The following is a 15133-nucleotide window of genomic DNA, read 5'->3' on the forward strand; positions in this document are numbered from 1 at the left end:
TAAAAAAACGTACAGAAGTGTACGTTTTTTTATTATCTCATTTAATCAAAGTGGCAATTATAATGTTTAATTCATTTTCTATTAAATTCACCTAAAACGTTGAATTCAGGAAGGTGTTTATTTTCTGTTTAAATTGTTGATGAAATAATCTGTTCAGATCTAAATCACTATTAGAAAACTCTTTAATTTCCTCGATTGAAAATGTACCACCCCAATATGGAGAGGTATGAATATCCGAATGGAATGTCACTCCTAAATGGGTAGAAGGAATGGCATTTAGCATAATGTTTGAAATTTCTTTTAAAACGTCTTGGGAAACATCTTGTGGTACATCAAAAATTAATTCATCATGTATCTGTAATACGATGTGTATATCATGCTCTTCAAGTATAGATTTGTAATTCTCCTGTAGCCATTCATCTCTATCTAAGCATTTTGTACCATCTGGCCGAGTGGGATAAAATAAATTTACCATGGCTTTTTTTACTTGTGTCGCAGAAGTTCCTTGTATTTTAAAGTTACAACTTTGCCGTTTTATTTTCTCTAATCTCCAATCTGAATTTTTGTTCTTAAAGATGGAAGAAGAGGTAGCTTTTAAAATTGTTTCTTTAAAACGTCTTTTTCTACCAAACAAATCTTTTACATAACCATTAGTTAAAACTTCTCTATGTGTTTCAGATTCCCATCTTAAAAAGTTGGGTAATTGTTTTTTAAATTGATTAATTAACGAAGTAGCTGCTGCTTTTGTAATATTTAATTGATCAGATAAACCGATTTCTGTTATACCATATAAGGTCACTTAAACCCCTTAGTTTCCTAAGGGAGTGGACTATACCTTAGCAACTATTTCAAGTTACTTCTCACATTAAGCGAACTCGTTAGATTGGTTGTTTATATAACCGCGGAACGCTATAAGTCTCTGCACCTGCCATTCATATGAACGCTTTGGCACAGGATTACCATATGCTTATACACTTAGGTTTCCCTGTTTTGAGTGAGATTTTAATTCGGCAATCCCTTTACCGAATACAATGCTTTTCATTTCTTTTCTAAGCGATTCAAAAGCATTTGCCAGAGAAGGAATGGTAGTACTGTTTAGTTCCTTCATATTATATATCTTCAAGATATATAGACATTCTGGGGTATCTGACCATTTATTTATAAGCTGTTGTATATGATGCTGAGTCTCTTTTAATGTCTCTCTTTTATAATTTCGAATATCCTCAAACAAGTTATAAGTAAACCTCTTAATTTGGCAAGTGATTTGACTATGTACATCTAAACCTTTCTTAAAGGCTTCAATTAGAACCGGTTCTTGTGTTACTATTGCGAGCCAACGTAATTCTTGTTGTATGTATACCGCCATTTTCATGGTATTTGAACACTCCTTAAAGGAGCCGGATTAGACTATACCTTCTGTTGCATTCCTGCAAATAATGGGCAAATTTTGTGACCACTAAGCCCATAGCCTACCGTATAAATGAGTTCGATGGATTTATCAATTTTGGTTGATAGACGACTCATTATTTTGTTAACTATGAATCAAGATGATAATTAACAAGCAGTCGTTGCACTTCTTGTCACTAGAAGCACAGGATTCGCTCCACCGTTACATGAGGGCGTTCCCTGTTTTGAGTAGGTTTAGATTAACGACTTCAGCCAACGTTTTGTAAACTGAAGTCAATACTGGTGAATAATCTACCTCTTTCTGCTCTAAAGGCCATACGTATAAAATCAGCTTTACTTGGTACTTGTTGTCATTGTAGTAATGCAAGGCTCTTTATCCTTGCTCTCTTTTTTCAAAGAGTATCGGACTATATCATCACCCTGTTGTAGAAGGGTGGATCGCTTTCGTGCTTATTTCACCTGTTCTAGGTTAATTTAAGTAGTCTCTGCACCTTTCTAATATCCCTATTAGACTTGGCTCAGGATTGACATAGGTAATTACCCTTAGCTTTCCCTGAATTAACGATCTGCTTACACATAAAGTTACCTTTATGCAGCCCACAACTTTAGGTTTGGTGACGAGCAACTCATACGGCCTGTTTTAGTTCCTACAGAGTTATAGATAGGATGAATTTTATTATCGATAGTACCTTGTTGTTCTTTGGGTAGGGAGTTGCAAAAAGAACTTATTAATTTCACTAAGCGACGATATTCTAGAATTAGAGGAATTACAGGATGCATTGATAGATTACGTATCAGCGTTTTTCTATCTGTTTTTAGCTTGGAAATCACACTTTTGCAACCTTTGTCATATTCCATAATAGGTTTTAGAATAGCGTTATCAATATAAAGTTTTTGGGCCAAATGGGCTGGAGAATTTATATTAAACAAAGTGCTTGTTAATTTATTTACGCTATTATATTTATTTTGTTGCTTAGGTGGGTGCATACAATTATTTAATGTGATAGTAGAACCTAGGTGATTCAAGATTTCTTTTTTTACGGATTGTAATTTTGCTTGGAGTATTTGTTTTACATCATTGCTTAGAAATTCTTCACTAATTTTAATACCTTTTCTTTCAGCGGTAGTAAGTACAGCTATTAAAGGCATCTCTATTTCTCTAAATAATTTATATATATGAACAAGATTAAATTTAGGGTTTTCAAAAATCCTTTTCTGATACTGGAATACAGACTTTAGCATAAAAATATCATAGCAAGCGAAGTAGGTAGCTACATGGTGTTGTAGCTGATCATAGAGTGTCTTTTCAAACATATATTTTTTTCTATCAATGGTATTTAAAATGGTTCCTTTTGAAATAAGACGGGGTAATACATATTCTTTATACCATTCTTTTACACCTTTTGGATGGTTCTCATTTAATAGGTTTGCAGCTATCTCAGTATCCCAAAAGATATTATATGTAATGTCAAAATTACACCAATTATATAGAGCGTGAATGTGTTGCTTACTGTTACTAAGTATTAATAAGGTATCTTTCTCTAATAGTGGTGAGAGTTTTTTCATCGTGTATTCTAGACTTAATGTAGAGATATTCTGTGATAATCGATGTTTAAAAGGCTTAATAGGTATATAAAAAAAACTGTTATCCATAAATCCAATCGTAATTGAGATGATTGAGTCTTTAAAAGGATTCGAACCAGTGGATTTCGTATCAATAAATGTATAAGCTTGCGAATGTAAGGTTTTATACACCTTATACTTGGTAATGAATTCTTTAAATTGTTCAGGGGTATGTATTAAGTAGTAATTTAAAGGTAGTTTTACTGAATTATTAATTCCGTGAACATATTGATTTTGTTTTATCGTAATCTTTTTTTTCTCATTTTTTTTTGTACGAGTTTTTTGCGTGCTTTCTTTTACTTCACGCTTATTTAATAGTGTAAAAATGTCCTGATTGGATTCATTTGATTTAAAAAACAAAATTTACAACTCCTTACTTCAAAAAGGGACGACATAATCGTCCCTTTCTATATTTAATAATAGAAATTAAAATTCCATACGGTTTTCTAAAACGGTAATTTATGATTAGTAGTTCTCAATTGTTCCTTTTCATCAAAACCTTCAGTAGTTAATGAAAGAGTAGGGGAACTACATTGAAACTGTGCTTGCTGTAAATTGTATATTGTTGAGGCTGCATTCATAAATTCTTGGATTTCATCAGGACTATGAGAAGTTATATATGTTGATATATCAAGCATTTCAATTGCATTAAAGTCTGGCTTCTTTAATATAGGTTCTTCATCCACTGAAGTATAATGGTATGGTTTAGCTGAATAAGTGGTATCATTAGCACCTGTCCCACTTCTAGAGATAGTGACAAAATCTTTTGTAGGATCAATCATGTAAAGATTAAAGTCTGTGTGTAATTTTTGAATGTGAGTTTTCGCTAAAGAGACTAGCTTAATCTTATTATCTAATGGATCATATACACGTAATTTAATCTTCAAATTCGGATATTTACCAGGATTAACGTGACAAAGGGGGCACACATCTGTCCCTGGACAACGTATATATTTGGGTTTTAAGGTAGGTTCATAATGCTCGCGAATACCAACCAGATTTTCATACCAATCGATAAATAAAAGTGTAAGTGGTTTTTTATCTTTAAACGTAAGAAAGGTGTTTCTCACTTTTAAAATTGCATCTAATCCTTTTATGGTCGTCATACTTTATTTCCTCCTTAAATTGACAGGATATATAACTTCATCTGATTGTTATATATCAATATAAAGTTTTAATTAAATTAATTTTGTCTATTCTATTTATATAAATAAATAGAACTTAAGTTTTTAAATGCAGACTGTAAGTTATGAATCTAGCCAATATTTAATAGTAACAAATCAATAATTAAGCTTAATAATTTTCCAATAAAGTTCATGTAATGAATGGTTATATATATAAAAGAGGGCTGAAATCTAATAAGAAACAGATAAAAAACGCCTTTGAAAATTATTGTCGATGTTGTATACTAGTTGTATATACTAGACTGATTAATAGTTATCGTAATAACTAATTAAAAAGTTGCGGAATTTATAATAAAAATAAAAGTTGCTTTTGTTTACAAAATGTTCTTAATTGTTTTACAATATTTTTAGGTGATTGTTGTTTGAAATAGTAGGGAACTATGTATATTAACAACAATAAATGCTACGCAATTTCTTTAATGCTCTTGTTGAGTGCGATTTATTAATTTTAAGTTCGTTTGCGATTTCGGCTAAATTCATACAGACTCCTAAGCCGTCATATAGCATGTATTCTATGACATGTTGTTCAGTCGGAGTAAATTTATTTCTATGTATTTCAAAATCTGCTTTAACAATTGAGAATTCATATCCTTGTTCGTAAGACTCTTGGCAAAATGTAGGGCAATTGTTTTCACTAGAATCGTCTTCAATAAATCCATCACAATAAAATACAGAAGTCGAATTTTGTTCTACCATTCTATTTGTATAACGATAATAATCAACCACGGTTCTTTTAATAATTGTTTGACAGAATGAAGGTAGCTTTTCAGATGGAACTGTTGTTTGTTGAAGAGATTTCATTATACGCAAGATACAATCTTGTTTCACATCTTCTTTATCTTGATTTCTCACCTTAAATAATTCAAAATTAAAAATTTTAGCTATAGATTCAGAGTTTAGTATTTCCATTATTAAATCTTGAAAGTTTATAGTTGCTGTGTTCATTATATAAATCCCCTTTATTTGAATGAATTAAAATTTACTGCTTAGTAAACTAATTGAATTTGTATTTAATTTATCTAGTAACCCCATCTTAAGTAAGTCATTGGAGTCGATTTTTGAATCTTCAGTGAATTGGGGTGGGTAAAGAGTATGATTGACCGTGAATCCTTCCTGTATTAAGTGTTTTGTTGCTTTTTGTGTTGCATCTTTTCCAGCTTTGTCATTGTCAAAAAATAGATCAACTATCTCTATACCTGCTAGATGTAATTCGCGTATTTGGTTTTTAAATAATAATTTCCCGTTAATTGCAATAGCAGGAATACCTACTTGATAGTTACTCATTGCATCTATAGGAGATTCTACGATACGAACTCTTTTAATTCGATTGGCTGATGTTCGTAATTGATTAATTAAATGAAGTCCAAATAAAATATCTTTTTTGTTTGGTAATCCTTCGTTGATAAATTTTGAACCGTTATAATTGCTTCCAATTTTTCGTTTTTGTAAAAAGCGAAGATCCCCGTTTCGAGTACGTTGTGGAAATACGATACATTTATTTCTGACATCTATTTTTATTTCATAAGTATCTAAAGTCTTCATGTTTATTCCACGCTGATTAATTAAATAGGACATTGCTACATTGTAAATTCCTTGATTTTTAAATTTTTCCTCATCCAATTTTTTGAGTGTTTCTTCAGATAATGTATTTGCTTTTATACATTTTTTTCTTGTAGCTAAGATTTTTGTAATGTCTAAAGGTTTACGATTGTCTTCAAAATAGTAATTTGATAATAGGGCTTTTAATCCGTTGCCTCGTTCTAAAACAAAAGCGGTTTCAATTACACAATCTATGGTTCCTAAGTATCCACAACAGAAACAGTGTGTGTGATAGGGAGGGGTTTTAGAAATACCAAATGATGGTCTTGTTTCTGTATGATTCGGACAGCAACACATTATATAATTGCCGTTATCATTTTTCTTTGAAAATGCTGCATGGTTACTTTGATATCTAAGGGAATACTGATACTTAAAACGCAAATCATCTATTAGACTTGGTATATCAAGTGATGTATTTTCGAGAATTTCTACATTTTTTGCGTTTTGCATGTATTTTCATCTCCATTATTAAGACTAGAAGAACTGTTTTTCATACTGATTGTTTATGGTACTAATCAGTCCGGTATCAAAGTTATATCGCACAATGAAACTTTGACCACTAGCATTGCCACGATTTTTTATAACCTGTACTTTAAAGGTATTTTCATTTATTTTGATAATAGATATACCTTTGCTAGCATCTTGGAAAATTGCATAAGTTTCCCCGATATCTTCACCAGTCATCGTGCTATCATTTAGACTTTTTTTTATTCTTTTAGCGGACTCTCTGTTAGCTTGTGCTACTACATAACCTGGAATTCCTGTTCCTAAAATCATTTCACGTACTGCTGCTGATATATCAAATAATCTTTGTCTTAAATCCCCAAAATTATTATTGGAGCTATTTAAACGTACTTTGGATAATTGATCTAAAACAAAGCGAGTATGTCCTTCAGACTCAAGGACGCGTTGTATTTCAGTAACTGTATAGGGGCGACCACCATTTTTTTGAATATCATAGATGACCATATCTTTTTGCTTTTTCCTTAGTTGATCTAAAAAGAAGATATAACGGTCTTTTTGTTCAGCTGACATAGTACCACGTTGTATGCCTAAATTTGATACACCAGCCAGGACATGATCCCAATTTCGGGCAATTTCTTCGGCACGTTGTTCTAAAGCAAAGTATGCAGGGAAATCCCACTCGATATTACTATTCCAAGCGGACATTAACATAAATGAGGATATTAATGTTTTGCCCATATTAGATGGTGCGAAAACAAGAAAATAATCAGTTTCTTGCCCATCACTTACTAATCCATTAGTCACTAAATCTAATGTTTTAAAGCCTGTAGTCGCTCCTAAAATTTCATTTTCATCTCTACCATGAATTGATAAGTATTTACTCTTACGTGTATCCGCCATTCCAGTATATGAGTATCCTTTGTTGTCAATATTCGCAAGTTTTAACATATTCGTGGCATTTAATTTAATATCTAAAATAGCTTCTACAGTTTTCTTTTCAGCGACAAGGTTTGCTGCTTTTTGAAGAAAGGGCTTGAATTTTCTATGTAGCCAATCTTCTTTCAGAGCATCTACTACAAATTCTGTTTTTTCTAATTCGACCATTTCAAATTCTTCAAATATATTCATTACGGTTTCTATTGTTGGAAGTTGTTTTTGTAATTTTTTAAAATTTTTAATGTAATTAAAAATATCTTTATGTATAGGAAAATGTTCTTCATCAAGGCCATTTTTATCAATTGAAGACCAATCTCTGTTTTCTAATATATTGTTTAATAGTTGTAATTCTTCAATGGATGGCATAATATAAACTCCTTTTCATCTAATCTCGACATAATAATCGATGTAATAATGGAAATAGTTGCGATTTTTTTAATAACAAAACGCGGAACTTATGTTCGTTTTTGGGGTGAAAAATTAGAACTTATGTTCTTTTATGATTTAAAATAAAACGTATGTTCTATTTTTACCGAAAAATAAAAGAACTTATGTTCGTTTTTGGGGCGTAAAAGAATAGAAGATTAAACCAGAACCATAATGGAATAAAGCATCTTACTATCCAAAACAGATATTGCTGCTTTATTATGTTCTGATTAACTTCTTTTGTTTTACAGGTATTTATATATAAGGATTTAATACATTTCTACTCAATTCATAAGCTGAAAATTTAATCATGTAAATTAGTATACTATGGAAATATATTAATTGTAATACTATTTTTACATATTTATCATATTATTGTTAAATGGATTCTAGAAAGACCCCGTTACATGACGAGATCTTTATATAATTGGCTTCAGAATATAACTTTTTTCTTGTCTTCTATCACGTCCTCCTAATTGATATACAACAGTATTAAATAACATACGAGATGTAATAATATCCCCAAGACAATTCTCTTGTTCTAATTGTTGGAGTGTAAGATTAGAAGTGAAAAATGTTGATTTTTTGTTTTCTTTACGAAAATCAATTACATCATAAGTAAAATCCTTAATATAATTTGTAAATCTCCCATTTCCTATATCATCAAGTATTAGTAGGGGAACCGTCTTCATGAGTTTTACTTGTTGTAAAACTTTTTGTGTGAAATCTTCATCATTTAATTGATAAATTTGCCGTAGATCATTTGCCCATGAACCATACTTAATATAGAGTACAAGCGGAGACTCAAAATTAAATAAAGAAGGATTCATTACTGATTTAAATATATATTCCATTGCAAAGGCTATAGCAGTATATGATTTACCAGTTCCTTTTTGTGGATGTATAAAAGCAAGATTATTTCCATTCTTAACAATTTCCTCTATTGAATTAAAAGTATCTATAATGTAGTCTTTGTACATTCTGTTATCCGTGTCTATTAAGAAATTTCTTTTATTTGCATTTTGATATTCTAAAGGAATTTGAGAAAGCTTTAAAGCTTGATTAAGTAAGATATAACCGCCACACTCAGGATTTATTGTATAATCCTGTGGCAGGGGAGTAGTGCCATTTCTACGTTGGCACCAATCTCTAACAACACATTGTGTACAAGTAACATAAGGTTCATTCAATATTCACACCACCTATTATTATATAAATTATTTATATGATTTTGTAATTTCAAAACTGTTATATAATAGATTGATTTTTAAATATAAAATTCCTAGTCAATACTTCAATATTTAATTCTTTTTTTTCTAAAACATGAAGGAATAAAGCATTTAAGTGATTTATTGTATTTGGCTGAATCTCCATATGATGTAATGAATATTTATTTTGATTAAGAAAAGACAATATTGAATTCTTACATTTCATAATATCCTTCCAACCATATTTTTTTGCAAGTGTATCTATTACTTCCCATATCATTTCTGATACTTTTAGGAGTGGAATTTTATCACATTCTATTATGTAGTATCGATTACTTTTTCCACGACCTGGGACCTCTTTTTTTATAAATCCTTTTTCAACTAATTCATTAATATAACGAATAATTGTATTTATTGAGCAGGAACAAGATATAGACAATCTATAAATACTTGGGAATGCAAATTCTCCTTTTTTATAAATGTAATTCAAAATGTTAGAATACACCAATTTTGCGTGAGTACTTAGGCCAATACAGTGAGCTACCATGCTAGGAATGCTTATATGCCCTTTGTTGTATGAGCTATTGTATATAAATTCTCTTTCTTTTGAATTTGGCATCGTTTTATACAATTAAAACACCTCTTTCTATTATAAGTATCGTTTTATATGCTGAAAAAGTTGAGGGGAATTTTAAGGAAATAAAAAATAATTCTACATTCAGATAAAAAATAATTCAATTTACCTATAATACTATTAAATAAAATCCAATAAACACGCAGTTTTTTAATAATGGAAAGCTTTAATTGTTTATATTCTTGCGTAGTTTGGGTTTGATTATAAATAGCGATTATAAAGCGGGTATTACAATTTGAATAGTTTAGAGGTGATGATATGAAGAGTAATTGGAAATCTCATCCGATTTGTGGATTAGGAGATCAAATTGGAAAAGCTATTATGCTTACATGTAAAGAAAATGCATATATTGGTGGTTTAAAAGACATCACTGAAAAATCCATTATGATTGAAGTTGGTGAGGGGATGGTTATTGCTGTGGACCGCACTGTATTAAATGATGAATCAATAGAACTACATGTTGTGGGAGGATAAAAGATTGTTTGATTTTGTTATAAGTGAAAATACGCGTAATAGTATTAGTACTATTAATGCTCCTAGACCAAAATTAGATCCCCGAGATCCTAATATTGGGAAAATAGCACTGGTTAAAGAAGGGGCATATAAGGGGCTAAAAGGTATAATATATCCACCTACTAAGGAATTGAAATATGATGGAGAGTTTGTAAAAGGATTTACAGGGCATTATGAAGTAGAAAAACTCTATCATGTAATGTTCTTTTTTGAAGATGGTACATTTTTTTGTGCAATGGAGACAGATTTAATGGATTTAGAGGTAGAAGGGGGTATATTCATTATTGATGACGGAAATGGAACTGTTGCAACACCCTATGGATGTGGTGAAAGATTATATACGTCGGTTCCAGAAATTTATCATGAATTACCTTTAAATAAATCAGGTTATATCATTATCAATACCTACCAAAGCAGGCGGGTAGATTCTGTATTTAAAGTGTTTTGGATTAACGATCTTACTACACCAATAGGACAAACTCATACACGCGTGCATGGAGTAGTTTTTAATAGTCCACATGATATAATATTTTATTATGATCCCAGGTATAACCCAAATAAAATAGTCATTAAGAATGATTATATAGGAAATTGGTATCATAAAGTCAATTGTCTTACAGAACTTGATGGCTCAATATTTAAGCCGTATATCTGTGGGACTAATATTGTTCTTAATAGTCCCATAGATATGAAAAATTGTTTTTTTCAACTAATTGAACGTACAGGGGAAGTTGAAGTTGTATATAAATACTTGGGAGATCCTAAAAGTGAGGCTTCATTAGAAGTGTTTTGGCAGAATGAAGTCATAGGGAAAGTAAACACTAAGGAAAAAAATTTTGAGGAGAAAAGCATTATCTTTAGTGTAGATGAAATCAAAATGTTTAATCCTCAGGTAAGAGTTACAGTACATGGACACTGGGAAGTGAAAGTAAAATGTCCGGTAAATAAGGAGATATTACAGTTAGGAGAACAGAATTTTTGAATGAGTTTATTAAATATCCTTTAGTTTTTTAATTATAATCCTTCTATTTCTTAAATAGAAGGATTATAGGAACAATTACTTGTTTATTATGAATTCAATTAAAAAGAAATTGTACTAACAGCATGTAGATAATTGTTCCACCTGCTATGGAGAGAAGTATTTGTCTCTTCCATATGTGAAGCATTATTACTACTCCTACTGAAATTAATTCTGGAGCACCATGATTACCGGATAATAAGTTTAGATCCTTAAAACAGTAAATAACTAAAAGACTTATGACAGCTGAAGGTAGTACCCTACCGAGATACTGGACATATTGCGGAGTAGGTTTATCTGATGGGAACACTAAGAAGGGAAGGAACCTTGTAATCATTGTGCCTAAAACCACTATACCCACTGTTATAATTTGTTCCAGTAAACTCATTGTCACACGGAAACCTCCTCTACGTTCTCTATTGGTTTTTTTAGGATAGTAAGTACTAATAAAATCATAATCATTGCAGGAATGATGAAATTGTTTCCACCAAAAATAATTAGGCTAAATATCGATAATCCCAGTCCTACAAGAGCGCTATAATGCTTTTTCTCCCTCCTCCACTGTTCAACAAAAATCACAACGAAAAGTGCTGTCATAACAAAATCTAGTCCTTTTGTATTGAAGTGTACAAGGGAACCAAAAATACCACCAATTGCTGCTCCTATACCCCAATACAAATGATTAAGCAGTGTCACGAAGAACATAAACCACCCCTTATCAACACCTTTCGGAATATCAACAGTAGAATTAATAGAAAAAGATTCATCACATAGTCCAAAAATAAGATAAAACTTTTTCTTTCCAGTTCCTTTATACTTATCTAGCATAGAAATACCATAAAATAAATGCCGTGCATTCACCATTAAAGTAAGAAAAAGAGCATGAATTGGATTAAAAGCAACCAGTAATAAATTAGCTGCAATAAATTCCATTGATCCTGCGAATATGATTAAACTCATTAGGATTGGATATATTGCACTGAAACCCAGAGAGTTCATGTAGATTCCATAAGCAATTCCTAAAAATACAAAACCAGCAAAAATAGGTATTGTATAAGGAAAAGCTGCACGGAATGCGATTCTTATTTGATTTCTATTTTTCATATTATTCACATCCTTAATCAAGAGCTTTATTGCATACAAATTTAACACATAAAATCCATACAATGAATAAGAAAATTGTATGGATTACAATTTTCTTTAGCGGAAGTGTGTTATTCTAACTTTAAAATAATGCAGAGTTTTTTCCCTTGTAATACTTTTCAAAGTTTATAAATCTTAATTTTAACTATTAAAATTTATCCTATAAAAATTTAATCGTAGAGGTGAAGCATGCCAGTAAATTCATTTGAAAATTACTCTATGTCTTGGAAACCTAATAAGGAACTATTAAAGCGTCCGTTTTATTCCTCTATTGCAGCACTACTTGAACATGATATTGTAAATGGTTTTTTAGCTCCAGGAACAAAATTGCCTCCACAACGAGAATTAGCAGATTTTTTAGATTTAAACTTTACAACAATTACCCGAGCTTACAAACTATGTGAAGTTAAAGGCCTAATTTATGCAATCACAGGGAGTGGAACTTTTGTAGCTCCTAATGCAACTCGTTCCATTACTATTTCTACAGAGGAAATCAGAAACTGTATTGATCTTGGATTAGTAGCATCATTTGAGCAAACTAATAGTATTGTCGCAGAGACTATTCAAAAGGTCGTAGATAAAAAGTATTTAGAACAACTATTAAATTACAATGATCCAACTGGTCTTCCGCATCAAAAAACGGCAGGTCTCAATTGGATGAAGTCTTTTGGCATTAATGTGGATCAAGACCATATAGCAATAGTTTCGGGGTCACAAAATGCTTTAGCGATTACATTGACAGCGTTGTTTAAACCTGGAAACCGAATTGCAACTGATGTATACACCTATTCAAATTTTATCGAATTGGCAAAAATGCTACATATTCAATTAGTACCCATTCAAGGGGATGAATTTGGAATGCTCCCAAGTGAACTCGATAAGCAATGTAGTCAATTAGATATTCATGGTATTTTTTTTATGCCTTCTTGCTCTAATCCTACTACGATTATGATTGCAAATTTTCGAAAGAAAGAGTTAGCAGCAATCATTCGAAAGCATCAAATAATTTTGATTGAGGATGATATTCATGCATTTTTGACAGCAGGGGTTATTTCTGATTATGAGCAACCAATGTTTAATTTACTTCCAGAACAAAGTGTTTATATTAGTGGAACTTCTAAGTGCATTTGTTCAGGATTAAGGGTTGCTTATATGGTATTCGGAGATGCCTTACGTAAGGATATTTTAAAGGCTATATTTAATGTCAATGTTAAAACATCTTCCTTAGACGTAGAGGTGATAACAGAGCTAGTGTTATCAGGAAAAGCTCATGAAATTGTTAAGCAGAAGAAATTTTTAGCGGAGTCTGCAAACGAAATTTATTCAGGATATTTTTCTTCCAACAATCCTGTCGGGCATCCTTTTAGTTTTTACCGTTGGCTACCTATTCAAAATCATTATGATGCATTTCAATTAGAAACAGATTTGGAGAGGCACGGCATTCGGGTTTTTCATTCCGAGCGCTTTATTACCGCACAAACCATGCCTAATCAGTATTTACGAGTTGCTCTATCCTCTACAAACTCATTAGAAGAGTTGAAAATAGGGCTAGAAATACTAAAACAATATCTCGGCTAGTTTAAAAAGAATACAGCAGACATTTACTTGAAATAAAGGAAAATGCTATTTAACAGTGAAGTCGTAGTAAAACTCTTCTATAGGCAAGAAGAGTTTTTTAGTGAGTCTACAGCATTCTGGGAGGAATTGATGTATTTATTATTAATATATAAATTATTATATATAAGTGATTTGTGTTAGGAAATAAAGTATATTTTTATTCGCAAAAATAATTAGGATAAGAAAGGAAAATAGCGTGAAAATGAAAAAACTTTTTTAGGTGCAGTACTTGCAGCAACAACTTTAACAAATCTACGGGCAGATACTATTTTTAAAGATGTTCTTATTAATCATTTGGTTATATAAAGAAAATATAGAGATAAAAGGGGAGATTATAGTAGCTGGTTATGGAAATGGCACATATGGTTTTGGTGATAGTATTACACGTGGTCAAGTTGCTAGATTACTTTATGTTCGTTTGATATAATTATTATTACAGTAGTATTACAGTAATACCTTGGGTATATAATAAAAGAAGAGATGCTTGATACATCTCTTCTGGTAACTGTTGCCGTAAGGCGGGTAGTTACTAAATAAATTTATTTTCTTTTTCTAGAACTTCCCTTTTGCTTCCGACGGCGTAGGGAGGTTCTTTTGCGTTTTGCTAATATTATTCACTAGCTTGTTTCCATAACCAATAACAATAATTCCTAGAAATACTTTCAATAAATTCTGTAGCAAAGACAGTAAATATTCCATCATAGGAGTCACCTACTTTCCCTCTACATAAAAAAGAGAAAGGACAGCACCCACCCTACGTCATACAGTTAAATCTATTCTATCATCCTAGTACAATCTCACCAATATAAACAAGACCACCATTATTGATAGTCTTTTTAGGTAGATTTATAACAACTAATTACAATGTTTTTATATGTTGTTTACTATATGCATTCATATTCGCCTTAGGATCTTTAGCATAACCTATTACATGGCATATGTTTTTTGTACCAAGCTTTGTTAATGCATTTCGCCTTCGTAGGTATTGAAGGTTTAGAACTATCCTTTAGTATAGTCATATCATTAGAACATCCTGCGATATTTAGACAGAATGTAGCTAATAAACACGATAGTAATAATTTATTCATATAATCACTTCTAATTCTTTAATAGTTAACATTTTTTCATGAAATAAGTTTCTTACTAATTTTACATTATATTAAAGCTCAGAAAATATTCTTATACTCATAAGTTATTACATTTGAGCTAGTGAGATTTTGTTAATAATAAAAGTGATTCTAGTCGAAGCAAGGCATTTAATTGCTGATAAAGGTAAAACTGCTAGTTATCTAATTCTCTCAGTCATTATGTATTTGATTTATTTAACACATGAACTAATAGCAGAAAATGAACGGAAAGG

15 protein-coding genes are annotated in these 15133 nt (G+C 31.1%); 4 read left to right on the forward strand and 11 right to left on the reverse strand.

The genetic code is table 11. The features are described 5' to 3' along the window. Nucleotides 1–91: 91 nt before the first annotated feature. The 9 genes from MHB52_RS29560 to MHB52_RS29600 form a co-directional block, all read right to left on the reverse strand. Nucleotides 92–799 (reverse strand): DNA polymerase, encoded by a 708-nt coding sequence (locus MHB52_RS29560; protein ID WP_061664337.1) that lies wholly within the window; start codon nucleotides 797–799, stop codon nucleotides 92–94. A 168-nt stretch (nucleotides 800–967) separates the two neighbouring features. Continuing rightward, nucleotides 968–1372, reverse strand: a complete 405-nt coding sequence (locus MHB52_RS29565) for a DNA polymerase I (RefSeq protein ID WP_061664338.1) — start codon at nucleotides 1370–1372, stop codon at nucleotides 968–970. A gap of 623 nt (nucleotides 1373–1995) precedes the next feature. After that, nucleotides 1996–3390 carry a DNA polymerase gene (locus tag MHB52_RS29570; RefSeq protein ID WP_061664339.1) on the reverse strand — a complete coding sequence of 465 codons (1395 nt, stop codon included), beginning with the start codon at nucleotides 3388–3390 and terminating at the stop codon, nucleotides 1996–1998. Nucleotides 3391–3476: 86 nt separating this feature from the next. Further along, nucleotides 3477–4136, reverse strand: a complete 660-nt coding sequence (locus tag MHB52_RS29575) for a hypothetical protein (protein ID WP_061664340.1) — start codon at nucleotides 4134–4136, stop codon at nucleotides 3477–3479. A gap of 465 nt (nucleotides 4137–4601) precedes the next feature. Next, nucleotides 4602–5159 carry a sigma-70 family RNA polymerase sigma factor gene (locus MHB52_RS29580; protein ID WP_001090550.1) on the reverse strand — a complete coding sequence of 186 codons (558 nt, stop codon included), beginning with the start codon at nucleotides 5157–5159 and terminating at the stop codon, nucleotides 4602–4604. A gap of 27 nt (nucleotides 5160–5186) precedes the next feature. Continuing rightward, nucleotides 5187–6263, reverse strand: a complete 1077-nt coding sequence (locus tag MHB52_RS29585; protein ID WP_061664341.1) for a toprim domain-containing protein — start codon at nucleotides 6261–6263, stop codon at nucleotides 5187–5189. Nucleotides 6264–6287: 24 nt separating this feature from the next. Then, the gene (locus tag MHB52_RS29590) at nucleotides 6288–7580 is read right to left on the reverse strand and encodes a DnaB-like helicase C-terminal domain-containing protein (protein WP_061664342.1); all 1293 of its coding nucleotides are present in this window, start codon (nucleotides 7578–7580) and stop codon (nucleotides 6288–6290) included. A gap of 479 nt (nucleotides 7581–8059) precedes the next feature. Then, nucleotides 8060–8830, reverse strand: a complete 771-nt coding sequence (locus MHB52_RS29595) for an ATP-binding protein (RefSeq protein ID WP_006915014.1) — start codon at nucleotides 8828–8830, stop codon at nucleotides 8060–8062. Between the two features lie 58 nt (nucleotides 8831–8888). After that, nucleotides 8889–9479 (reverse strand): helix-turn-helix domain-containing protein, encoded by a 591-nt coding sequence (locus MHB52_RS29600; protein ID WP_061664343.1) that lies wholly within the window; start codon nucleotides 9477–9479, stop codon nucleotides 8889–8891. Between the two features lie 261 nt (nucleotides 9480–9740). Between MHB52_RS29600 and MHB52_RS29605 the strand changes: the two genes are divergently transcribed. Both MHB52_RS29605 and MHB52_RS29610 read left to right on the forward strand, forming a co-directional pair. After that, entirely contained in the window at nucleotides 9741–9956 is a 216-nt protein-coding gene (locus MHB52_RS29605; protein ID WP_000841663.1) for a hypothetical protein, read from the forward strand. Nucleotides 9957–9960: 4 nt separating this feature from the next. Next, nucleotides 9961–10977, forward strand: coding sequence for a hypothetical protein (locus MHB52_RS29610; RefSeq protein ID WP_061664344.1), 1017 nt, complete (start codon nucleotides 9961–9963; stop codon nucleotides 10975–10977). Between the two features lie 94 nt (nucleotides 10978–11071). On the opposite strand, the gene MHB52_RS29615 is transcribed toward MHB52_RS29610, so the two are convergent. Both MHB52_RS29615 and azlC read right to left on the reverse strand, forming a co-directional pair. After that, entirely contained in the window at nucleotides 11072–11407 is a 336-nt protein-coding gene (locus tag MHB52_RS29615; RefSeq protein WP_061664345.1) for a branched-chain amino acid transporter permease, read from the reverse strand. Then, on the reverse strand, nucleotides 11404–12117 hold the full coding sequence (gene azlC / locus MHB52_RS29620; protein WP_061664346.1) for an azaleucine resistance protein AzlC: 714 nt from the start codon (nucleotides 12115–12117) through the stop codon (nucleotides 11404–11406). Before azlC ends, MHB52_RS29615 begins: the two co-directional genes overlap by 4 nt. A gap of 228 nt (nucleotides 12118–12345) precedes the next feature. Between azlC and MHB52_RS29625 the strand changes: the two genes are divergently transcribed. Together MHB52_RS29625 and MHB52_RS29630 are read left to right on the forward strand one after the other, a co-directional pair. Further along, on the forward strand, nucleotides 12346–13734 hold the full coding sequence (locus MHB52_RS29625) for an aminotransferase-like domain-containing protein (protein WP_061664347.1): 1389 nt from the start codon (nucleotides 12346–12348) through the stop codon (nucleotides 13732–13734). A 316-nt stretch (nucleotides 13735–14050) separates the two neighbouring features. Continuing rightward, entirely contained in the window at nucleotides 14051–14200 is a 150-nt protein-coding gene (locus MHB52_RS29630) for a hypothetical protein (protein ID WP_340768377.1), read from the forward strand. Nucleotides 14201–15133 lie beyond the last annotated feature (933 nt).

The organism is Bacillus sp. FSL K6-0073, from assembly GCF_038006085.1.
Classification (GTDB): Bacteria; Bacillota; Bacilli; order Bacillales; family Bacillaceae_G; genus Bacillus_A; species Bacillus_A cereus.